Origin of the sequence: Bacillus sp. T17B1 (assembly GCF_026796395.1) — a bacterium.
GTDB lineage: Bacteria > Bacillota > Bacilli > Bacillales > Bacillaceae > Bacillus > Bacillus spizizenii_A.
In genome coordinates, this window is record NZ_JALAYA010000034.1 from 14,872 (window position 1) to 35,500 (window position 20,629).

Annotated in this window: 18 protein-coding genes and 2 pseudogenes; 9 read left to right on the forward strand and 11 right to left on the reverse strand. The window is 44.6% G+C overall.

Annotation, left to right across the window (positions count from 1 at the left end):
• Positions 1 to 11: 11 nt before the first annotated feature.
• The 4 genes from nirD to nirB all read right to left on the reverse strand — a co-directional run bounded on the left by nirD (position 12) and on the right by nirB (position 7,357).
• Complete coding sequence (gene nirD, locus MOF34_RS16230; RefSeq protein WP_268400853.1) at positions 12 to 332, reverse strand: nitrite reductase small subunit NirD; 321 nt, start codon at positions 330 to 332, stop codon at positions 12 to 14.
• Positions 333 to 364: 32 nt separating this feature from the next.
• Entirely contained in the window at positions 365 to 2,782 is a 2,418-nt protein-coding gene (gene nasD / locus MOF34_RS16235; RefSeq protein ID WP_268400855.1) for an NADPH-nitrite reductase, read from the reverse strand.
• A 120-nt stretch (positions 2,783 to 2,902) separates the two neighbouring features.
• Positions 2,903 to 5,035: an assimilatory nitrate reductase catalytic subunit NasC gene (nasC, locus tag MOF34_RS16240; RefSeq protein WP_268400857.1), complete on the reverse strand. Its 2,133-nt coding sequence runs from the start codon at positions 5,033 to 5,035 to the stop codon at positions 2,903 to 2,905.
• Between the two features lie 6 nt (positions 5,036 to 5,041).
• Positions 5,042 to 7,357: a nitrite reductase large subunit NirB gene (gene nirB, locus MOF34_RS16245; RefSeq protein WP_268400859.1), complete on the reverse strand. Its 2,316-nt coding sequence runs from the start codon at positions 7,355 to 7,357 to the stop codon at positions 5,042 to 5,044.
• Between the two features lie 180 nt (positions 7,358 to 7,537).
• Here nirB and MOF34_RS16250 point away from each other — a divergent pair, with 180 nt between their 5' ends.
• Both MOF34_RS16250 and zinU read left to right on the forward strand, forming a co-directional pair.
• Positions 7,538 to 8,743: an MFS transporter gene (locus MOF34_RS16250; RefSeq protein WP_268400860.1), complete on the forward strand. Its 1,206-nt coding sequence runs from the start codon at positions 7,538 to 7,540 to the stop codon at positions 8,741 to 8,743.
• Positions 8,744 to 9,068: 325 nt separating this feature from the next.
• Entirely contained in the window at positions 9,069 to 10,262 is a 1,194-nt protein-coding gene (gene zinU / locus MOF34_RS16255) for a zinc metallochaperone ZinU (protein WP_268400862.1), read from the forward strand.
• A 48-nt stretch (positions 10,263 to 10,310) separates the two neighbouring features.
• Here the strand turns inward: zinU and MOF34_RS16260 are convergent, their stop codons facing one another.
• Positions 10,311 to 10,991 (reverse strand): amino acid ABC transporter permease, encoded by a 681-nt coding sequence (locus MOF34_RS16260; RefSeq protein ID WP_019713271.1) that lies wholly within the window; start codon positions 10,989 to 10,991, stop codon positions 10,311 to 10,313.
• A gap of 9 nt (positions 10,992 to 11,000) precedes the next feature.
• Positions 11,001 to 11,864 (reverse strand): transporter substrate-binding domain-containing protein, encoded by an 864-nt coding sequence (locus tag MOF34_RS16265; protein ID WP_268400864.1) that lies wholly within the window; start codon positions 11,862 to 11,864, stop codon positions 11,001 to 11,003.
• A gap of 181 nt (positions 11,865 to 12,045) precedes the next feature.
• On the opposite strand from MOF34_RS16265, the pseudogene MOF34_RS16270 reads away from it, so the two are divergent.
• From MOF34_RS16270 to bglC, 6 genes and pseudogenes are all read left to right on the forward strand, one after another.
• A pseudogene (locus MOF34_RS16270) lies at positions 12,046 to 12,153 on the forward strand (RDD family protein); the annotation flags it as partial.
• 82 nt (positions 12,154 to 12,235) lie between these two features.
• Positions 12,236 to 12,568 carry a YckD family protein gene (locus tag MOF34_RS16275; RefSeq protein WP_268400865.1) on the forward strand — a complete coding sequence of 111 codons (333 nt, stop codon included), beginning with the start codon at positions 12,236 to 12,238 and terminating at the stop codon, positions 12,566 to 12,568.
• A gap of 130 nt (positions 12,569 to 12,698) precedes the next feature.
• Positions 12,699 to 13,121, forward strand: coding sequence for a transcriptional regulator, SarA/Rot family (locus tag MOF34_RS16280; RefSeq protein WP_268400866.1), 423 nt, complete (start codon positions 12,699 to 12,701; stop codon positions 13,119 to 13,121).
• Entirely contained in the window at positions 13,109 to 13,450 is a 342-nt protein-coding gene (locus MOF34_RS16285; RefSeq protein WP_268400867.1) for a DUF3147 family protein, read from the forward strand. The genes MOF34_RS16280 and MOF34_RS16285 overlap by 13 nt, the downstream gene beginning before the upstream one ends.
• A gap of 19 nt (positions 13,451 to 13,469) precedes the next feature.
• Positions 13,470 to 14,197, forward strand: a pseudogene (locus tag MOF34_RS16290) (ATP-binding cassette domain-containing protein).
• A 72-nt stretch (positions 14,198 to 14,269) separates the two neighbouring features.
• Complete coding sequence (gene bglC / locus MOF34_RS16295) at positions 14,270 to 15,703, forward strand: 6-phospho-beta-glucosidase (RefSeq protein WP_268400868.1); 1,434 nt, start codon at positions 14,270 to 14,272, stop codon at positions 15,701 to 15,703.
• Between the two features lie 36 nt (positions 15,704 to 15,739).
• Here bglC and MOF34_RS16300 read toward each other — a convergent pair whose 3' ends face one another.
• The 5 genes from MOF34_RS16300 to hxlA all read right to left on the reverse strand — a co-directional run bounded on the left by MOF34_RS16300 (position 15,740) and on the right by hxlA (position 19,814).
• Positions 15,740 to 16,138 (reverse strand): competence protein ComJ, encoded by a 399-nt coding sequence (locus MOF34_RS16300; protein WP_019713278.1) that lies wholly within the window; start codon positions 16,136 to 16,138, stop codon positions 15,740 to 15,742.
• A gap of 22 nt (positions 16,139 to 16,160) precedes the next feature.
• On the reverse strand, positions 16,161 to 16,610 hold the full coding sequence (gene nucA, locus MOF34_RS16305) for a DNA-entry nuclease (protein WP_019713279.1): 450 nt from the start codon (positions 16,608 to 16,610) through the stop codon (positions 16,161 to 16,163).
• Between the two features lie 176 nt (positions 16,611 to 16,786).
• Complete coding sequence (tlpC, locus tag MOF34_RS16310; RefSeq protein ID WP_268400871.1) at positions 16,787 to 18,508, reverse strand: methyl-accepting chemotaxis protein TlpC; 1,722 nt, start codon at positions 18,506 to 18,508, stop codon at positions 16,787 to 16,789.
• A 111-nt stretch (positions 18,509 to 18,619) separates the two neighbouring features.
• Positions 18,620 to 19,177, reverse strand: a complete 558-nt coding sequence (gene hxlB, locus MOF34_RS16315; protein WP_019713281.1) for a 6-phospho-3-hexuloisomerase — start codon at positions 19,175 to 19,177, stop codon at positions 18,620 to 18,622.
• Between the two features lie 4 nt (positions 19,178 to 19,181).
• Positions 19,182 to 19,814, reverse strand: coding sequence for a 3-hexulose-6-phosphate synthase (gene hxlA / locus MOF34_RS16320; protein WP_019713282.1), 633 nt, complete (start codon positions 19,812 to 19,814; stop codon positions 19,182 to 19,184).
• A gap of 232 nt (positions 19,815 to 20,046) precedes the next feature.
• Here hxlA and hxlR point away from each other — a divergent pair, with 232 nt between their 5' ends.
• Complete coding sequence (hxlR, locus tag MOF34_RS16325) at positions 20,047 to 20,409, forward strand: transcriptional activator HxlR (protein WP_019713283.1); 363 nt, start codon at positions 20,047 to 20,049, stop codon at positions 20,407 to 20,409.
• Positions 20,410 to 20,629 lie beyond the last annotated feature (220 nt).

The following is a 20,629-nucleotide window of genomic DNA, read 5'->3' on the forward strand; positions in this document are numbered from 1 at the left end:
CGGTCTTTTGATCAATATACGAGATAAACATGGTCTCCCTCGATCAGCGTTTCGTATGTTTTGACGCATCCGTGATCTGGTTCTTGGACAATTCCGTCTTCTAAGGAGATTTTCCAGTCGTGCATTGGGCAGAAAACATATCCTCCGCTGACGATCCCTTCCGCCAGGACGCCGCCCTTATGCGGGCAGCGGTTTTCGATGGCGCGGATGCTTCCGTTTGAAAGCTTGAAAACCGCAAGCTCCTTATCTTCAATATACACTGTTTTGCCTAATTGTTCAGGCAATTCTTCAATTTTCCCGATACATACTTTTGTTCCGTCTTTGTTTACCATGTCCATTCCTCCTCAATGATTGTTTTTTGTCATTATGATGTGGTCACGACATTTTCAAATAACTCTTTAGAGGTTTGTTTGTTTTCCAGGAAGTTCTTCCAAGGATCCTTGTGGACAGAGAGTGTTTCATTCATTCTGTCGTTCAGCTCCTGCCGCTTTTCCGGATCGTTTAGCACGGATTGGACATGGGATAAACCGACGCGCTCAAGCCATGCGGAAGTACGCTCCAGATAGTTCGCGGTTTCCCGGTAATATTGCAGGTAAGCGCCTGCGTATTCTAAGACTTCTTCATCTGTTTTCACCTTCATCAGCAAATCACCGGCACGTAAATGAGTTCCGCCGTTTCCGCCGACATAAAGCTCCCAGCCTCCGTCAATCCCGACAACACCAAGGTCCTTAATGCCGGATTCCGCACAGTTCCGCGGGCAGGCAGACACGGCCATTTTCACTTTATGAGGTGTATTCAGTCCTTCAAATTTTTTTTCAAGCGCAATGCCCAGTGCCATGGAGTCTTGCGTGCCGAAGCGGCAGAATTGCTCGCCTACGCATGTTTTGACTGTGCGCAGTGTCTTTCCGTACGCGTAGCCTGACGGCATATCAAGATCTTCCCATACCTTCGGAAGGTCTTCTTTTTTCACGCCGATAAGATCAATTCGCTGGCCGCCTGTCATTTTCACGAGCGGGATCTCATATTTGTCGACGACATCGGCGATCTTGCGCAAATCTGTGGAGTTGGTCACGCCGCCGTACATCCGGGGAACGACTGAATATGTTCCGTCTTTTTGAATATTGGCGTGCATTCGTTCGTTAACAAAGCGGGATGTCCGGTCATCCTCATATTTGGTTGGATTGATCATGCCTAAGTAGTAGTTCAGGGCCGGCCGGCATTTGGAACAGCCTTCTGGCGTTGTCCAGCCGAGCACGTTCATGATTTCTCTTGTATGTGACAGCCCTTTGGCTTTGATTTCTTCTACGACTTCGTCTCTCGACAATGTGGTGCAGCCGCAAATCGCTTCTTTTTGCGCTGACGCATCAAAGTCTGATCCGAGCGTATGCTGGAGGATTTCTTCTACGAGCGGCTTACAGCCTCCGCATGAGCGGGATGCACCGGTGCATGCTTTGATCTCATCCGTTGACGAGCAGCCTTTTTCCTGTATGGATTGAATAATTGCACCTTTTGACACGCCGTTACAGCCGCAGATGATTTCATCGTCGCTCATCGCTGCGGTAATGCTCGTGCCTGCTTCTTGGTTGAGAGGCTGTAAGATTGATATTTTAGAGGTTTCAGTAATATCGGCTTCTTTTTGAATCATAGAAAGTAAGCGATTGCCCTCGCTGCTGTCGCCAAATAAAACAGCACCGACAATTTGATTGCCTTTCAGAACAATTTTTTTATAGATGCCGTCCTGTTCATCGAAAACCTTAATCGCTTTTTTCTCATCTGATTCGTTAAAGTCACCGGCAGAGAAGACCTCGACACCTGAAACCTTTAACTGAGTGGAGAGAACGGAGCCTTCATACGGTTTTGTTTCAATGCCGCAAATATGCTTCGCCAGCACTTTTGCCTGTTCATAGAGCGGCGCCACGAGCCCATATGCGATTCCCCGGTGCTCAGCGCATTCGCCGACCGCATAAATGTGCGGGATTTCAGTTTGCATATAATCGTTGACAATGATTCCGCGGTTAACCGGAACGCCGCTTTCTGCGCCAAGCTGTGTATTCGGGCGAATGCCGACAGCCATCACGACTAAATCAGCTTCAATGCTAGTGCCGTCTTTGAAGCGGAGACCTTCAACACGGCCATCCCCGACAATTTCTTCGGTTTGCTTTTCAAGTAAAAAGGTCATGCCTTGTTTTTCTAACTCGTTTTGCAGCAGGCGTCCTGCCGTTGCATCAAGCTGGCGTTCCATGAGGAATGGCGCGAGGTGGATGACAGACACGTCCATACCTAGATTCAATAGTCCGCGTGCGGCTTCCAAACCAAGGAGGCCACCGCCGATGACGGCCGCTTTTTTATATTGTTTTGACGCGGCGAGCATCGTGTCTGTATCTTTTATGTCCCGGAAAGCTGTTACCCCTTTTTTGTCTGCGCCCGGGATCGGAAGGATAAAAGGGACAGAGCCTGTTGCCAGGATCAACTCATCGTAAGGCTGGATTCTGTCTGTATCTGTGATGACTGTTTTGTTTTCCGTGTCCACTTTGATGACTGTTTCATTTGTATACAATTGAATATTGTTTTCTTCGTACCAGTCCCAATCGTTTAACGTAATATCTTTAATATCTGTATCGCCTTGAAGCACTTTTGACAAAAGGATTCGGTTGTAGTTGGGATGCGGTTCGGCACCGAAAATTGTGATCTGAAACTCGTCTTTTGCAACACTCAATATTTCTTCAATGGCCCTTACCCCGGCCATTCCATTTCCAACAAGAACTAGCTGTTTTTTTCCCATCAGATGATCCGCTCCTTATCAATGTTTTTTTCAGCGTAGCACAGCAAAAAGGAATATTTAAGATACATGTTATAAAATGTAACAAAATATACGAAAAGTTCTAAAAAATTTATGAAAAATTTAAATAGGTCTGATTCGGACGGCGCATACCTTAAAACCGGGCATTTTACAGTCTGGATCTAAAGCTTCGCCGATTAAATAATTCACATTTTGAGCATCTGCCCAGTGGATGGGAACAAAAATGGTGTCTTTTCTGATTTGTTCTGATAATTTGCTGCGGACGATGATGCTTCCCCGAGGGGATTCTATTTTTACCAGTACACGGTCCTTGATATTGTAGGTCTCTGCTGTTTGTGGATGAATTTCCATAAATGATTCAAAGTGTCTCGCGGCAAGGGCGGCGCTTTTTCTCGTTTGGACGCCTGTTAAGTAATGGGCCATGACCCTGCCTGTCGTTAAATACAGCGGATAATCGGCTGTCGGATTTTCTTTTGGAACAGCCGGTTCGATTGGAATCACACTTAGTGCTGCTTTTTGATCCGGGTGTGCAAATGAGTCCGCAAACAAACGCCCTGTTCCGGGATGATCAGGTTCCGGACATGGCCAATGAATGCCGCCTTCACGTCTGAGCCTGTCGTATGTGATGCCTGAATAATCAGCAATCCCGCCTCGGCTTGCTTCTCTCAATTCATTAAAAATATCCTCTGCTGACGTGTAAGAAAAATAACGGCCCTTCCCGAGAGCGGATGCGATCTCACAAATGATCTGCCAATCATGCTTTGCTTCACCGGGACACGGCCGGCTTGCTTCTCTCAAAGTCACGCGGCCTTCGACATTTGTCATGGTGCCCTCATCTTCTAAATAAGAGGAGGCGGGCAAAATCACATCTGCGTATTTCGCAGTCTCAGAAATAAACAAATCGATCGCGACAAAGAATGTCAGTTTTCTCAGAGCTTTTTTCACGAGATTTGCATTTGGGCTGGAGACCGCAGGGTTTGAGCACATGAGGAACAGCCCTTTGATGTCACCGTCATTAATTTTTTCTATCATTTCATAGGCTGAGACACCTTTTCGCGGCAGATCATTCTGATGGATTCCCCACACTTTCGCAATATGCGACCGATGTTCTTCATTTTCAATCGAACGGTAGCCCGGGAGCTGATCGGCTTTTTGGCCATGCTCTCTGGCGCCTTGCCCGTTGCCTTGTCCGGTGATCGCCCCATAGCCCGAGTAAGGTTTGCCGATTTTTCCTGTGATGAGCACCATGTTTAAGAAACCCTTTACAGCCGCTGTTCCATCGGTTTGCTGTTCGATCCCGCGTGCTGTAAACAGCATGCCGGAGGTTTCCTTGGCAAACTTCACTGCGGCTTTTCGCATGTGCGCTATCGGGACACTCGTCTTTTCGGAGATATCATTCAGGCTCAGCGCGTCAATATGCTGTTTCAGCTCTGCGAATCCATTTGTTCGTGATCGAATGAAATCTTCGTTTACGAGCTGTTCGTCGATTATGATTTTGACGAGGGCGTTCGCAAGGGCAGCGTCTGTGCCGGGTTTGATTTTCAGATGAAGATCAGCGATTTTCGTTGTTGCTGTTTCACGCGGATCAATGGCAATGATGTAAGTGCCGTTTTCTTTCGCTTTTTCAAAATACGGCATAATTGTTGGCTGGCATTCCGCAATATTGGTCCCGGCCAGAATGATCACACGGGTGTGGGGAATGTCTGATAAGGGATTCGTTAAGCCTCTGTCCGCACCGAATGTTTGGTTAGCTGCGGTTGCTGCGGCGGACATACAAAGCCTCCCGTTGTAGTCGATGTATTTTGTCTGTAAGCCAACCCGTGCGAACTTCCCTAACAAATACGCTTCTTCATTCGTAATCGAAGCGCTTCCGTATACAGCCATGGCATCATGGCCGTGTTCGTGTTGAATCACAGTCACTTGGTCTTTGATATGATTCAGTGCTTCTTCCCAGGAAACAGGCATGAATTCACCGTCCTTCTTCAGCAGCGGCCGGGTGATGCGGGAGGAGTTCAGGGCATGCTGGTGGGCGTTCATGCCCTTCATGCATAACCGGCCCTGTGTCGTAGGATTATCAATCCCGATCGCTGTGTACTTTTTCCGAGTGATGATGGTTTGTTCCACGAGCTGCATTTTGCACTGCATGCTGCAAAACGGGCATTGGGTGTCATACGTTTTTTCTGATTGGATGTCTTGCTGTTTATCTCGGAAATATCTAAGCAGTCGTTCAGTCAAAATGTCTCATCCTTTCTTATGTGCGCCAGCCTGTACAGGCGGTTTTTGAATCAGTACCAGGTCTGTTTGGAGGCTATGCAGCAGCTGTGTCCTAAGGTCATCCTCAAATAGCACTTCTCTGATATGCACGATCCCGAGACGGTCCATCCACTGGTGAACGGCTTCTAAGTAATGAGCTGTCTCACGGTAATACTGGATCAGTCCTTTGATCATGCCGGCCGTGCTGTCAGCGTTGTCTGTAACGCAAAACAGAGCTCCGGAACGGGCATGAGTTCCCCGGACGCCGCCGATGTAAATGTCCCAGCCAGCTTGGGTCTGAATCGCGCCAAAATCTTGTATGGCGGCATCGGTGCAGTCTGTTTCGCATGATAAGCTGATAGAAATATAAGCGGGCATGGAAAGCATCTCAAGATGTCTCTCGATATGGGCTGCCAGCTGTTGAATCGATCGGTTTTGTCCGCATGTACATGCTTTGACACTTTGCAGCGCGCGGTGGTGCTCGTTTGAGTGTACGGGCATTTTCAGGTCTTTTTTGATGTTTGGGAGATCCGCAGGTTTGATCCCTGAAAGCTTCAGTCTTTGGCCGTGAGTGATGGATACGTCAGAGATGCTGTATGCCTCGATGATATTGGCGATGTTTCTTAGCTGCTCCGCGTTTGTTCGCCCGCCGTACATTTGCGGAATGAGGATGCATGTATCTTCGGCGGCTGACTCAGGCTGAACAAAACCGGGATGAAGCATTTCCAGGTAGTATTGAATCGCCGGAACACATTTGCCGCATCCATCCTTCGTTTTCCAGCCAAGCCGGCTCATCGCTTCTCCCGGATGAGTGAAAGGCCTGCGCTGAAGTTCGGCAATGATATCGTCTTCTGTAAAATCAGTACAGCCGCAAAACGAAGGAGTGCCAGCGGGCTCTGTATATTCGCTGCTGGTCAAATATGTCAAAAGGTCTTCAACGAGCGGCTTGCACCCTCCGCAGGACCCAGATGCTTTGGTGCAGTGCTTGAGTTCCTCAACAGTTGTGAGGCCTTTCGTGTGCACCGCTTCTTCAATCGCGCCTTTCGTCACTGAGTTGCATTGGCAAATCGTTTCGCTGGAAGGCATGGAATCAAATAAAGTGCCGGTTTTCTCCGGTTCAAAGATCTGCTTTTTGACAATGGAAATGTCTCTTTGTTTGCGCAGGCTGTCGAGACATCGCTGCTTGTCGCGTGTATCTCCGAATAAAATAACGCCGGCCAGTTTGTCATCCTCAAAAAGTGCTTTTTTATAAATGCCTGTTTGTTCATCGTAGATTTTAATACTCGTCGTGCGTTCATCCTCGTGAACCTTTCCAGCTGACCACACATCCATTCCAGCTATTTTTAAAGCTGCAGATGGTGCTGACCCTTGATACCCCTCACATGGAACACCGCAAATATGTTTGGCGAGAGCTTTTCCCTGTTCATAAAGCGGGGCTGCCAAACCATACACCGTTCCGTTATGCTCGGCGCATTCCCCGACGGCATACACATTCGGTTCGCTCGTCTGCATATAGTCATTCACGATGATCCCGCGGTTTACTGCGATTCGGGCTGACACAGCCAATTGAATATTCGGCCTTACGCCAGCCGCCATCACAATCAAGTCTGCTTTCAATGAAGAGCCGTCTTTAAAACGGATGCCGTCTGCCCGCGAGGTGCCAGAAATGGATACGGTGTCTTTTTCCAAGAGAAAGGTTAAGCCTTTCCGCTCCAGCTCCGACTGCAGCAGCCGCGACGCCGTTTGATCGAGCTGTTTTTGCATAATGCCTGCTGAGTGATGAATGACGCTGACATCCATGCCGAGATGCTGTAAACCGACTGCGGCTTCCAGCCCTAATAAGCCGCCTCCGATTACCGCTGCCTTTTGATAGTGTTTGGCCATGTTCATCAACGCTTGGCAGTCTTCTATTGTTCGAAATCCGTAGACGCCTTCTTTGTCCGCCCCGGGAATGGGGAGAATATGAGGGGAGGAGCCTGTTGCCACTATTAATTTGTCATAAGACAGGTTGCGTTTCCGATCCGTGATGACCCGCTGCTGATCTGTATCAATTTGAACAACCGTTTCGCCTGTGTAAAGAGTAATCCCGTGCTTGTCGTACCAATCCTCGCTGTTCAGTGTAATGTCCTCGAGTAACGCCTCACCTTGCAATACAGAGGATAGGAGAATGCGATTATAGTTGGGATGCGGTTCGCTTCCGAAAATGACAATTTCGAACATTTGGCGATTCAGCTTTAAAACTTCTTCAATACAGCGAATTCCGGCCATTCCATTCCCTGCTAACACTAATCTTTGTTTCTTCATGTACCAGACCTCCTTTGACACAGCGTGTAAGTGTTCTCCTATTAAAAATTATGTCACAATGCTCTGTTAACGCATTAAACGTGTCACAAAAACTTACACATGTCTTTTCCAGAAAAAAATGGTCATATATTCTTGATTGAGAAAATTCAAAATAATAGAGGGTCAAGAAAGGGGAATCTTATGAAGCTGTCGGAACTGAAAACTAGCGGTCATCCACTCACTTTGCTCTGTTCCTTTTTATACTTTGATGTGAGTTTTATGATATGGGTTATGCTTGGGGCGCTGGGTGTTTATATTTCTCAGGATTTTGGCTTATCTCCTTTTGAGAAAGGGCTTGTCGTGGCTGTGCCGATTTTATCAGGATCTGTGTTTCGTATCATTTTAGGTATTTTAACGGACAGAATCGGACCGAAAAAAACGGCAATGATCGGGATGCTGGTGACAATGATTCCCCTGCTGTGGGTGACATTTGGCGGCCGCTCACTTTCTGAGCTGTATGCCATCGGGATTCTGCTAGGCGTGGCGGGGGCAAGCTTTGCCGTTGCGCTGCCTATGGCAAGCCGGTGGTATCCGCCTCATTTGCAGGGGCTTGCGATGGGCATTGCCGGCGCGGGGAACAGCGGCACTTTATTTGCAACCCTGTTTGGCCCGCGTCTTGCAGAGCAGTTCGGCTGGCACATTGTCATGGGAATTGCGCTTATTCCTTTATTAATCGTCTATATTCTTTTTGTGTCCATGGCAAAGGATTCTCCTGCACAGCCTGCGCCTCAGCCGCTTAAAAACTATCTGCATGTGTTCGGGAAAAAGGAAACATGGTTCTTCTGCCTGCTGTACAGTGTCACTTTCGGTGGATTTGTCGGGCTATCAAGCTTTTTATCTATTTTCTTTGTCGATCAATACCAGCTGTCAAAAATTCATGCGGGCGATTTCGTTACATTATGTGTGGCGGCGGGAAGCTTTTTCCGGCCTGTCGGGGGCTGGATTTCCGATCGTGTCGGCGGCACAAAAGTGCTTTCTGTATTGTTTGTCATCGTGGCCCTATGTATGGCCGGGGTCAGCAGCCTGCCGTCTCTCTCAATGGTCATCGTTCTTTTGTTTGTCGGAATGATGGGGCTTGGAATGGGTAATGGAGCCGTATTTCAGCTCGTTCCGCAGCGCTTCCGCAAAGAAATCGGCATGGTGACGGGGATTGTCGGCGCGGCCGGCGGCATCGGAGGGTTTTTCCTGCCGAACATCTTAGGATCGTTAAAGCAGATGACAGGCACATATGCCATCGGTTTTGTCACGTTTTCCTTTATCGCGCTGCTGGCGTTTGCACTCGTGCTTGCCGCAGGCTATTACTGGAGAAAAAGCTGGAGCGCGGAAAGCAGCCCGGCTGATGCTTAGGTTTTGACGGACACGTCTTTGTGCGTGTCTTTTTTATTTTCTCTTGATTTTAATCGGTGAAGCGTTCAAAATAAATAGTAATCGTTACGATTTATAGATGAGAGGAGTTTTCTGATTGAATCAATACACGCTGCGGTTTTTCGTTTGTTGGCAAGGATTTACAATGAGGAAAAGGCTTATATGTGATGGGAGCCTTTGCTGAATGAGAAATCGGGCTGACAGCGAGAAATATTTCCGGAGCACGAAAAGCTGCTTACACCATTGCATATACGGCGAAGCATACAAATTAAATCGTAATGATTCTATTTTATGAGGGGGCATTAATATGAAAAAAATACCGGTTACCGTACTGAGCGGTTATCTTGGCGCGGGAAAAACAACATTGCTGAACAGCATTCTGCAAAATCGTGAAGGCTTAAAAATAGCGGTCATCGTCAACGATATGAGTGAGGTGAACATTGACGCAGGCTTAGTTAAACAGGAAGGAGGCCTTTCCAGAACAGATGAAAAGCTTGTGGAAATGTCAAACGGCTGTATTTGCTGCACGCTTCGTGAAGACTTATTAATTGAAGTCGAGAAGCTGGCAAAAGACGGACGGTTTGATTATATCGTCATCGAATCGACAGGAATTAGTGAACCAATCCCGGTGGCTCAGACTTTTTCTTATATCGATGAAGAGATGGGGATCGACCTAACAAAATTCTGTCAGCTGGATACGATGGTGACAGTGGTTGATGCCAACCGTTTTTGGCATGATTATCAGTCAGGCGATAGTCTTCTGGATCGCAAAGAAGCGTTGGGGGAAGAGGATGAAAGAGACATTGCCGACCTCTTGATCGATCAAATCGAGTTTTGTGATGTTCTGATCTTGAATAAATGTGACTTGGTCAGTGAGCAAGAGCTTGAACAGCTTGAAAAAGTGCTTCGCACACTGCAGCCAAGAGCCAAATTCATTCGTTCCGTCAAAGGAAATGTAAAACCGCAAGAAATTTTGCATACAGGGTTATTTAACTTCGAGGAAGCGAGCGGGTCAGCCGGCTGGATTCAAGAACTGACAGCAGGCCATACGGAACACACCCCGGAAACAGAAGAATACGGCATCTCTTCTTTTGTGTATAAAAGACGCCTGCCGTTTCATTCTACACGGTTTTATCATTGGATGGATCAAATGCCAAAGAATGTGGTTCGTGCCAAAGGAATTGTCTGGTGCGCCTCGCATAACAATCTCGCTTTGCTGATGTCGCAAGCAGGTCCGTCGGTTACAATTGAGCCTGTTTCGTATTGGGTGGCGGCGCTGCCGAAGCTTGAGCAGGAGCAAGTCAGACAGCAGGAGCCGGAAATCTTGGAGGAGTGGGATCCGGAATTCGGCGACCGACTGACGCAGCTGGTGGTTATCGGAACAGATTTGGATGAAGAAGCGATCACGAAAGAGCTTGATCAATGCCTGCTGACAGAGTATGAATTTGATTCCGACTGGTCGCTGTTTGAGAATCCGTTCAAGTGGAAGCTGAATCAATAGGAAAAAAGCCGTCTCCTGAGGAGCGGCTTTTTTTAATGAAACGTTTGTTTAAACATAATGAGCGTATTTTTTCTCAAGGATATTCTGAAAAGCTGCCGCTGCTGAGCAGATGGCCCAATAAATGAGAGCGGTCAGAATATACATGGTCATGTAATCAAACTCTCTGCCGCCGATGATTTTCGCATGCTGGAGCAATTCCGGCACTGTAATCATTGCAGCGAGAGAGGACGCTTTGATTAAGTCGAGCAATACATTGGCAAGCGGAGGCAGCGCAATACGGATTGATTGCGGCAAAATGATCCCCCTCATCGTCTGCCAATAGGAAAGACCGAGAGAGGATGCGGCTTCCCACTGTCCTTTTTCAACGGATGAAATGGCTGAACGGTTAATTTCCGCAATGTATGCAGCGCTGTTAAGACTAAAGCCAATTAAAGCGGCTGTGACAGCGGAAAACTCAATGCCGATATAAGGAAATCCAAAATAAAGGATAAACAAGATCACCAAAATCGGAACGCCCCGCATAAAAGAGATATAGAGCTTGGCCGGCCATCTTAACAAGACAAGCTGAGACATTCTGGCGAGTGATATGAACAGGCCGATCACCGTTCCCGCAAACATGCTCACAAAAGAGATGAGCAGCGTATACCCAATGCCTTTTATGACATAAGGAAACGATTCAATGGCCAGCTTTGTGTTGAAAATATATTCCCACTGAATGCTATTGATCATGGCGTCCGATTACAAACCAACGTCTTGAACGTCGACATCCAGTTTCTTTGATACATCTGCTTGATTGAAGAATTGTTTCGACAGCTTTGTCAAAGTGCCATCCTTGCTCATTTCCTTCAATGTTTCGTTCATCTTTTTCTGAAGTGCTGCATTGCTTTTTTTCATGACAAGCGCCTGTTTGTTCGGCATGTACTTAATGTCAGGATGGATCGTAATGTTAAGATCCGAGAATGCTGCGAGCGCAAGTGTCTGCAGGTAATAGTCGTTTAAAATGACATCAGTGCGTCCGTTGGCGACATCTTTTAAATACTGCTCATTGGTCGCATTATCATAAATCACTTCTTGAGCGCCATATTTTCTCGCTACATCCATGTAGACTGTCGTAGCTGCACCAGCGGCTTTTTTCCCTTTTAAATCCTTAAGCGTTTTAATCCCTGATAAATCGTCTTTTCGGACGATTGCAGTGCCGTATGAATATTTATATGGAGTGGAAAACGCGAACTTGTTCTCGCGGTCCTTTGTCACATCGATGTCATTTGCGGCTGCGTCAACCTGGCCGCTGTTCACCGCTGTCAGCATCCCGTCAATGCCCATCTCCTTGAACTCAATCTTCAGGCCCAGGCGTTTTGCCGCTTCACGAACGACTTCAACCTCATAGCCCGTCAGCTTATCAGAACCTGATTCGGTATCGTGATAAGAAGTGGGATAAAGCGTGCCAGATGTGGCAATAACAATTTTCCCTTTGTCTTTGATCTGTTCCCAGCCTGTATCCTTGGAATCGGCTTCATTTTTGCCGGAACAGGCTGCCAATATAAGAAAGAAAGCCATTGTGAAACTGAATATAACGGCTTTCGATGACATGAATGATTTCACCTTTGTTTCCCCCAATCTGTTAATCAACTAAAAAGATAGCACTGAACATAAGGGGTTGCAATATGTTGATGACGTTTTCAAAAAGTCCGAATTGTGTATACAAATAGTGTGCATTTAAGGCTATGAAGGGATGGAGTGATCATAAAGGATTTGTAAAAGATGAATGCACTGACATACCTGAGAAGACAAACGGACACTGCATGATTTTATCGCGGGAACGTATGTCACTTACGCGTCCCCGGGTGAAGAAGAACTTTATACTGACGAATCAATCAGAAAGAGCGAATAATGGTTCGCTCTTTTTCTTTTGCATGTATAAAAAATAAAATGCAGCAAAACATATGAAAAATAGGATTGGAGGAATAAATTGGATGAAACGAATGACAATCAATATCATCACAATGTTCATAGCCGCAGCTGTCATTTCTCTGACCGGCATAGCTGAAGCCGCTGAAAAACAGCAGCAGCCTCCCGCGCATGTCACACTGACAGATCAGCAAAAGACAGAAATTGAACAGCTGGAAGCAGACATACTAAAAAAGCGCAAAGACGTGATCTCAAAGTATGTGCAATACGGTGTCCTGCCTAAAGAAAGAGGAGAACACATCAAAAATCACATGGACAAACACTTTGAAATGATGAAACAACACGGCTTTGTTCCGAAGCCCCACCCTCATCAGCATAAATTTGAAAAAAAACATTAAGACAGTAAGCATCCAATGAGAATTGGGTGCTTTTTTATTGTGAAAAAGTTGCTGTAATAAATGAGTGCATTAGAAATTAATATCGCAATAGTCAGTTATATCGTATAATAAGATATAAAGGGGTGTCATGATGGAAATGGATTACATAGCTAAACTAAATCAGCAATGGACAGATATTTATTATTTATTACATTACAAACATAAAGACAATATATCTCACCAGGCAATACGGCTTATGCAGCACATTGAAAAGCAAGGCGAGGCCACAATAGGGGCCTTGGCTGAATACTTGTCTGTCTCTCACAATACTGCGTCAGAGCATGCTAAACGATTAATTCAAAAGGGATTAGTAGCTAAACGGCGAAGTCAGCAAGATGAACGAAAGGTTATAGTTTTCTTAACGCAAGAAGGAAGATCTGTACTTGAACAGCACACACAGCTAGATAAAGAGAAATTAGCGGAAATAATGAAACGAATGAGTACTTCAGAAAAGGAATTACTTGAACAGGCCTTTGAACTTTTAAGTAAGGAAGCTAAACAATGGCAGTTTTAAGCAAAGTGATCATCTCAGCGTTGATTATCGGTTTTGTTACTGAAATATCAAAAAGATATCCAACCTATGGGGGGATTATTGCGGCTTTACCCTTGGTCAGTTTATTAAGCCTTTTTTGGATGCAAATACAGGGGGAAAAAACAGCTCAATTAAGTCAATTTGCTACAGGTGTGCTTACAGGGATCCCTGCTACAGTTTGTTTACTCGCTATTTTGGCGTTTTTGCTGAAAATTCATGTGCCGTTCTGGTTAGCCTTATGCGTCGGAATACTAGGATGGTCTGTATTTTTATGGATGCAGAAAATTTTTCTCAATATATTGTGTAACTGAGTGAGAGAAAGGAGATGCTATGTTTTTAAAAAAAGTTACTCTTCTTCGTGATAAGATTGCGGACTTTGACAAATTTCCTTTTACTATCCCGGCTATCAATCAATTAAATGAAGTTATATTTACTAGCCAAGTGACTTTTTTTGTAGGAGAAAATGGATCTGGCAAATCCACTCTGCTTGAAGCAATAGCAAATAAGTGTGAATTCAATACAGCGGGTGGAAGCCGAAATAATGTTTATGAATTACAGGAGTCAGATTCTCATTTAGGTGATTACATACGTTTATCTTGGCTGCCAAAGGTAACAAATGGCTTCTTTTTAAGAGCTGAATCGTTTTATCATCTTTCTCTTCATCTGGATGAGATGGAATTAGAAGCTCCGCAGCCATACCGTTCTTATGGAGGGAGGCCGCTGCACAAGCAATCACATGGAGAGTCCTTTATGTCTCTTTTCCGTCATCGTTTTAAAGAAAAAGCGATTTATCTTTTAGATGAGCCAGAAGCTGCACTTTCTCCAGCTAGGCAACTGGCTTTTTTGAGAGTAATACATGATTTGGTTAAAGGTGGAAATGTTCAGATGATCATTGCGACTACTCACCGATCTTGCTGGGCTATCCCGATGCTAATATTTTAAGCTTTGATGGTGGAAGAATACATTCTACAGAATATGAGAATACAGAACATGTTCAATTAACACGATATTTTCTTGAACATAGAGAAAAAATATTGGCTGAGCTTTTCCGCGATTAATATCGAGTTGATATGAAACGCGTTTCATAACCTATGATAGGTTTATCAAATCTTCCAGGAGTGATAAACACTATGATCCACCAGCATCCAGAATCTTTTCCGAAATATTTTTTGTGGGGCTCTGCTTCAGCAGCGTACCAGATTGAAGGCGCTTGGAACGAAGATGGCAAAGGGCCTTCTGTATGGGACGTATTTACGAAAATACCGGGCAAAACGTTTAAAGGAACCAATGGCGATATTGCGGTTGACCATTATCACCGTTATAAAGAAGATGTCGCTTTGATGGCTGAGATGGGCTTAAAAGCGTATCGATTTTCCGTCAGCTGGCCGCGGATTTTTCCAAATGGAAAAGGAGAGATCAATGAAGCAGGCTTAGCGTTTTACGATAACTTGATTGACGAGTTGCTTGCTCATAACATCGAGCCGGTTCTGACTTTATATCACTGGGATTTGCCTCAGGCGCTTATGGACGAATATGGCGGTTTTGAATCAAGAAAGATCATAGAAGATTTTAATAACTACTGTATTACTCTTTATAAACGTTTTGGAGACAGAGTGAAATATTGGGTATCATTAAACGAACAGAACTACAATTTTAATCACGGCTTTATTACAGCCATGCACCCGCCTGGAGTGAAAGACAGAAAACGATTTTATGAAGCAAACCATATTGCGTTTCTGGCTAATGCGAAAGCCATTGAATCTTTTAGGGAATATGTGCCTGATGGCAAAATCGGTCCAAGCTTTGCTTATTCTCCGGCCTACCCTTTGTCAAGCCATCCAGAGGATATACTGGCATTTGAAAACGCTGAAGAATTTATGAACAATTGGTGGCTGGACATGTATTGCTGGGGAACTTACCCACAAATTCCTTTCCGCTATTTAGAAAAACAAGGCTGGGCACCGACAATCGAAACAGGAGATATGGAGCTGCTTGCTAAAGGAAAGCCTGATTTTGTAGGTGTCAATTATTATCAGACCATCACCTACGAACGAAATCCGCTTAATGGTGTGTCGGAAGGGAAAATGAATACGACAGGCCGAAAGGGGACCAACCAGGAAACAGGGATACCCGGAGTGTTTAAAACGAAAAAAAATCCGCACCTGACAACGAGCAACTGGGATTGGACAATTGACCCAATCGGATTGCGTATCGGTCTTCGCCGAATTACAAGCCGCTATCAGCTACCAGTGTTTATCACAGAGAATGGTTTGGGTGAATTTGATAAAGTTGAGGACGGGACTGTACAGGATGATTATCGAATTGATTATTTGCGTGCGCACCTTGAGCAATGCAGACAAGCCATCAGTGACGGTGTCGATTTGATCGGCTATTGCAGCTGGTCGTTTACTGATTTATTAAGCTGGCTGAATGGCTATCAAAAAAGATACGGATTCGTTTATGTTAATCGCGATGAAGAAAATACACATGATTTAAAACGCTTGAAGAAAAAAAGCTTCTATTGGTATCAGGATGTAATCAAGACGAACGGAGAAAGTTTATAAAGAGTCCCTGAGAGTCATTCTCTCAGGGCTTTTTCATTACATAGAAACAGCATCAATAATATAAGTATCGGCGTGCAAATCTGACATCTCAGCCGGCACAGTCCAGCATGTCAATTGATAGTCTCCTCTAGGAATATCAAAGGACAGCCTTTTAGACATAATGCTTTCAATTTCAATTCCGTTTTCTGTGACTTGAAAAGGAACAGTCACTTTCTTTTCGTAGGATTTTACAGTTTCTGAACTGTTCAGGCGCAAAAGAATAAAGGCCTTTGTATTTCTCTGTGCTTCAAATGAAATCGCACCGTCCGCCGAAGCAAATCCTTTTTCGATCGCTTCGTCAGTCCAATCCATAACAGGAGGTGCTGAATCCTTTTGAAATACAGTAAATTGATGATATGAAATCGAAAGTTCTTGCGGCTTCCATGATTTGATCAATGTGCTGTTCCTCCTCTATTGTTTACTGAATCGTGAATAAAACCTTTGTGCCGTCTGGAAAATCTGTAAGCTGATGCCCGACCCAAGAACCTGCACCGCGGTTGTCAGCAGGAGAAATGTATCTTACAGAAGCTCCCTCACCGCCTTCTTTGCACATGGCCATTGGCCATTCATCTCTGTCATACCCCGTTTTTGGCGGTACGTCTTTTAATGATTGCTCGCGGCGTTCCTCAGCTCCGTCTCTGTCGATGGTGCACACATCTGAGTGCCCCTCATTTATCGCATCCTTAATATGTTTGGCCGTTTCGGGATAACGGTCAGAAGGGAGGGCGATTGTTTCGTCATATTCTTCAGTTTGAGACGTTTTTTGATCAGCTGAGAAAAAGTCTCCCTTGATCAGGCCGACAGCTGCAGCTGCTATGACGACGATGACGAGAAGTATCGTTTTTATGATGTCCATCGTGATGTTCACCTCCCGCTTTTAGCAACTTTAAAACTGCTCCAAGAGTAATCCAGAAAGCGTTTGGTGTAAAGGTCAAAATTTTTAATTTTTCAATCAGTTTATTGCTGAAAACGTAATTTTAGCAGGTCGAAATATTTGTTTTCAGTAAAATACGTTTGCCAATTTACAATAATAATAGTAAGTCATCAGCCGTTTTTGGGTTGATCAATCATTTTAAATTGGCTTATGATACCGGTAAGCTCCTCAGCTAATTGAGACAGCGTTTCAGAAGCTGCGGTAATCTCTTCCATTGCAGCAAATTGTTCTTCTGTTAGTGCAGCCGCCTGCCGGGTATTTTCTGTAGCATTTTTAATATCAGCCGTATTGGCTGCAAAGGATTCGTTTATGTTATGTGCAGTAGTTGAAATGTTTGATACAGATGCTGATAAATCACTAATCTCAGCGCTGATTTCACCTGTTGCAGCTGCAATTTCCTTAAATGCATCTCTAGTGCGCTGGATCATCGTGACGCCTTCTGCAGCCTCCGTTTTCACATGCTCAATAGAGCTTGCAGATTGGCTCATATCTTTTTGGATTTCTGTGATCAGTTTTGAAATCTGTCCCGCAGACTGTTGAGATTCTTCCGCTAATTTACGCACTTCATCGGCAACAACAGCAAAACCTTTGCCTTGCTCACCGGCTCTGGCAGCTTCAATCGCTGCATTCAGCGCGAGCAGGTTTGTTTGATCGGCAATTTTGGTGATGACGGATAAAATTTGCTCAATTTGTTTAGAGCGGCCGTCCAGCTGGTGTATGATTTCCCCGCTTTTCTGGATCGAATTGTGAATTGCATCCATTTGTGCCTGCACATTAGAAATTTCCTTTTGGCCAATGGAGGCTTTGGATTGCGCAAGCTGCCCTTTGTCGGCAATAGCAGCAGTATTTGAAGAAATATCCCGGATATCTGCTGAAGCTTGTCTTAATGAACTTTCACTGGTCTCAATTCGCGTGATCTGATGCTGGGCTCCATTTGAAATCTGCTGTACAGCTTCTGTAATCTTTTCTGAAGCTTGATTTGTTTCCTCTGCTCCGGCTGAGAGCTGCTGAGAGGCAGACGCAAGCTGAAGGGCTGATTGCTGTACGGTTTGGATGGTATCGTTCAGTTTCATTCTCATCTTATTGTAATAGACGCTCAGTTCTGATAGCTCGTCACCGGATTTGTCTGACACCTCTTTTGTCATATCTCCGTTTCCGGCACTTTCAAAGGCGCATTTTAAAGCGTTCAGCCGCTTATTAATTCTTCTTGTGAAAAGCAGGACAAGGATGACTGATGCAATAATGACGATAACAAGAACGATAGCGAATTGAGTGAAAAGTGATTGCGTAAGTGATGCTAAAATGCTTTGATTGGCTCCGGTATACAACATGCCGATGATATTCCCATTTTGATCCTTTAAAGGCATGTATGCCGTCTGATAAGAAGAGCCCGCCACGTCTGCTTGTCCGTTGAATGGTTCTCCCTTCTTTAAAACGGTGTCGGTAATTTTTGGAGAAGCCTGAGTGCCAACAGCTCTTTCGCCATTCTTCATGACATTGGTTGCTACACGAGTATCTCCTTGGAAAATCGTAACGGTATCACCTGTTTTTTCGCCAAGCAGATCAACGATATCCTCATTTTCGTTGATTTGTGTTTGACCTTTATAAAGCTTATTGTTCTTTATCTGCCACTCCCCTGAAATGACATCATCAATATAAGCACTGCTTAAAGCCAGATCGCCTTTCGCTTTTTCAGTCGCCATTTGTTTCATGCTGTCTGTAATTTCCTTAAGCATCACAGTGCCGGTTGATACCGAAAACAAAAGAACAATTACGAAAACGAGGCAGAGAATTTTTGTTCCTAGCTTAAGCTTTAGTTGTTTTATCACCATAATTCCTCCTTTTAATGATTTGTAGGTCATATTACTTATCGGGTTTTTAAGTCTAAAGTTTTATTTTAGAAATAATAAAACCGGCCTGATGTTCAGGCCGGTTGTGTGACACTATTCAAGATTTGCGTGTTGGGTGAACATGGTATCAGAATCGAGCCCTTGTTTCTCCATGAGTTTTAAAATGACTGCATCATAAAACAGCAGCAAAGTTTGCTCAAATAATGATCCCATTGGCTGTATGGTTTTATAGCTTCCGTTTGACTGGTCTTTAGGAGAACCGGGCATTTTGACGATGAGATCCGCCTGTTTTCCGATGCTAGATTCGGGATTGATGGTTAAAGCGGCAACAACCCCGTCTAAGCTATTTGCTTTTACTGCTGTGTGGATCAGGCTCTTTGTCTCGCCTGATCCTGAGCCGATGATGACGAGATCTCCTGCTCTGAGCGGCGGAGTGAGAATCTCACCAACAATATGAGCGTTGAAGCCCATGTGCATCAATCGCATCGCGAAGGATTTTGCCATCAGGCCAGACCGACCCGCACCCGCAGTGAAAATTTGGTTGGATGAGAGAATGTGATCGGCAAGCTGATCAGCTTCTTCATCAGAAATAAAAGCCGCTGAACGGTGTAACTCATTGAGAATTTCCGTTACGTATTCAGTCGTTTTCATAACGTTATCCTTGGGCAATCAGCTGTTTCATTTTTGAAGCCGTTTCTGCTTTATCGGCTGCGCTTGTAATTCCGCCCCCAACTATGACAAGGTCAGGCTTTTGTTTGATCACTTCAGGAAGAGTATCAAGTTTGATGCCCCCCGCAATAGCCGTTTTTGCGTTTTTTACGGCATTTTTGATTGTCGTTAATTCTTCGAAAGAGTTTTTGCCCTCTGCTTGAAGATCATATCCTGTGTGGACGCAGATGTAGTCAACACCGAGTGCGTCAATTTCTTTCGCACGGGATTCAATATCTTTCACGTTAATCATGTCAACTAAGATTTTCTTCTTCTGTTTTTTGGCTTCTTCTACTGCGCCTTTAATCGTTGCGTCGTCTGTAGCGCCTAAAACGGTGATGATGTCAGCGCCCGCTTCCGATGCTTTCATGATTTCGTATCCGCCGGCGTCCATAATTTTCAGGTCTGCTAGAACCTTCAATTGCGGAAATGTTTCTTTTATTTCTTTAACGGCTCTGAGTCCTTCATTAATGACAACCGGTGTTCCGATTTCAACCACGTCGATATATTGTTCCACTTCTTTGACGAGCTCGATGGCTTCGGGGATGTTCACGAGGTCTAATGCTAGCTGTAATTCCATTGTTGATCCACTCCTTTTTCGAATTATTTTTCATTCTATAGCTTCCCTCTTTTGATGAGAAGTAGGCACTTTGAAGTCAACTAGTTACTTGGAGGATACTGTGAGGAGAGGCAATCAGATTTCTTTCGCTTGGTTTTATGAGTGAGTATAATAAAAAGGAGTATGTAAAAAAAGTAAGTAAATAATGATACGTATCTAACATACAAAAAGTACACGAAGGGGGAGAATTCTTTTGAGCCGGATGGACGACAAAAGGTTTAATTGTGAGAAGGAATTAACGCTTGCAGTGATCGGCGGTAAATGGAAAATGCTCATTTTGTGGCATTTAGGAAAAGAAGGCACAAAACGGTTCAATGAATTAAAAACGTTGATTCCTGATATTACGCAGAAGATCCTCGTGAATCAGCTGAGAGAGCTTGAACAGGATATGATTGTTCACAGGGAAGTGTATCCGGTTGTCCCGCCGAAGGTTGAATATTCCTTGACCCCGCAAGGAGAAAGCCTCATGCCGATTCTTGATGCTATGTATGAGTGGGGGAAAGGCTATATGGAACTGATTGATATTGACAAAAACGTCATAAAGGAATCGTTGTAAGGCGCTCTTCGTAAGGGTGTCTTTTTTTTTGCTTGTTTTTCGGTTTTTGCGCGGTAAATAGATATCATGTAAAGAAATGTAAAGACTTTCAACAATAAGGGGATTAAATAAGATAGACAAGTTGTAAAATTTTTATTTTTCTGTAAAAAATATTTAGTGGAAATTGTTGCGGTATCCCGCAAAAATATCCCAGTGAATAAAGTGGAATCTTTCGGTATCC

Bases quoted from the DNA above. Each gene is read 5' to 3' on its own strand.
- nirD (WP_268400853.1), bottom strand. From the start codon at position 332: ATGGTAAACAAAGACGGAACAAAAGTATGTATCGGGAAAATTGAAGAA.
- nasD (WP_268400855.1), bottom strand. From the start codon at position 2,782: ATGGGAAAAAAACAGCTAGTTCTTGTTGGAAATGGAATGGCCGGGGTA.
- nirB (WP_268400859.1), bottom strand. From the start codon at position 7,357: ATGAAGAAACAAAGATTAGTGTTAGCAGGGAATGGAATGGCCGGAATT.
- MOF34_RS16250 (WP_268400860.1), top strand. From the start codon at position 7,538: ATGAAGCTGTCGGAACTGAAAACTAGCGGTCATCCACTCACTTTGCTC.
- zinU (WP_268400862.1), top strand. From the start codon at position 9,069: ATGAAAAAAATACCGGTTACCGTACTGAGCGGTTATCTTGGCGCGGGA.
- MOF34_RS16260 (WP_019713271.1), bottom strand. From the start codon at position 10,991: ATGATCAATAGCATTCAGTGGGAATATATTTTCAACACAAAGCTGGCC.
- MOF34_RS16275 (WP_268400865.1), top strand. From the start codon at position 12,236: ATGAAACGAATGACAATCAATATCATCACAATGTTCATAGCCGCAGCT.
- MOF34_RS16280 (WP_268400866.1), top strand. From the start codon at position 12,699: ATGGAAATGGATTACATAGCTAAACTAAATCAGCAATGGACAGATATT.
- MOF34_RS16285 (WP_268400867.1), top strand. From the start codon at position 13,109: ATGGCAGTTTTAAGCAAAGTGATCATCTCAGCGTTGATTATCGGTTTT.
- bglC (WP_268400868.1), top strand. From the start codon at position 14,270: ATGATCCACCAGCATCCAGAATCTTTTCCGAAATATTTTTTGTGGGGC.
- tlpC (WP_268400871.1), bottom strand. From the start codon at position 18,508: ATGGTGATAAAACAACTAAAGCTTAAGCTAGGAACAAAAATTCTCTGC.
- hxlB (WP_019713281.1), bottom strand. From the start codon at position 19,177: ATGAAAACGACTGAATACGTAACGGAAATTCTCAATGAGTTACACCGT.
- hxlA (WP_019713282.1), bottom strand. From the start codon at position 19,814: ATGGAATTACAGCTAGCATTAGACCTCGTGAACATCCCCGAAGCCATC.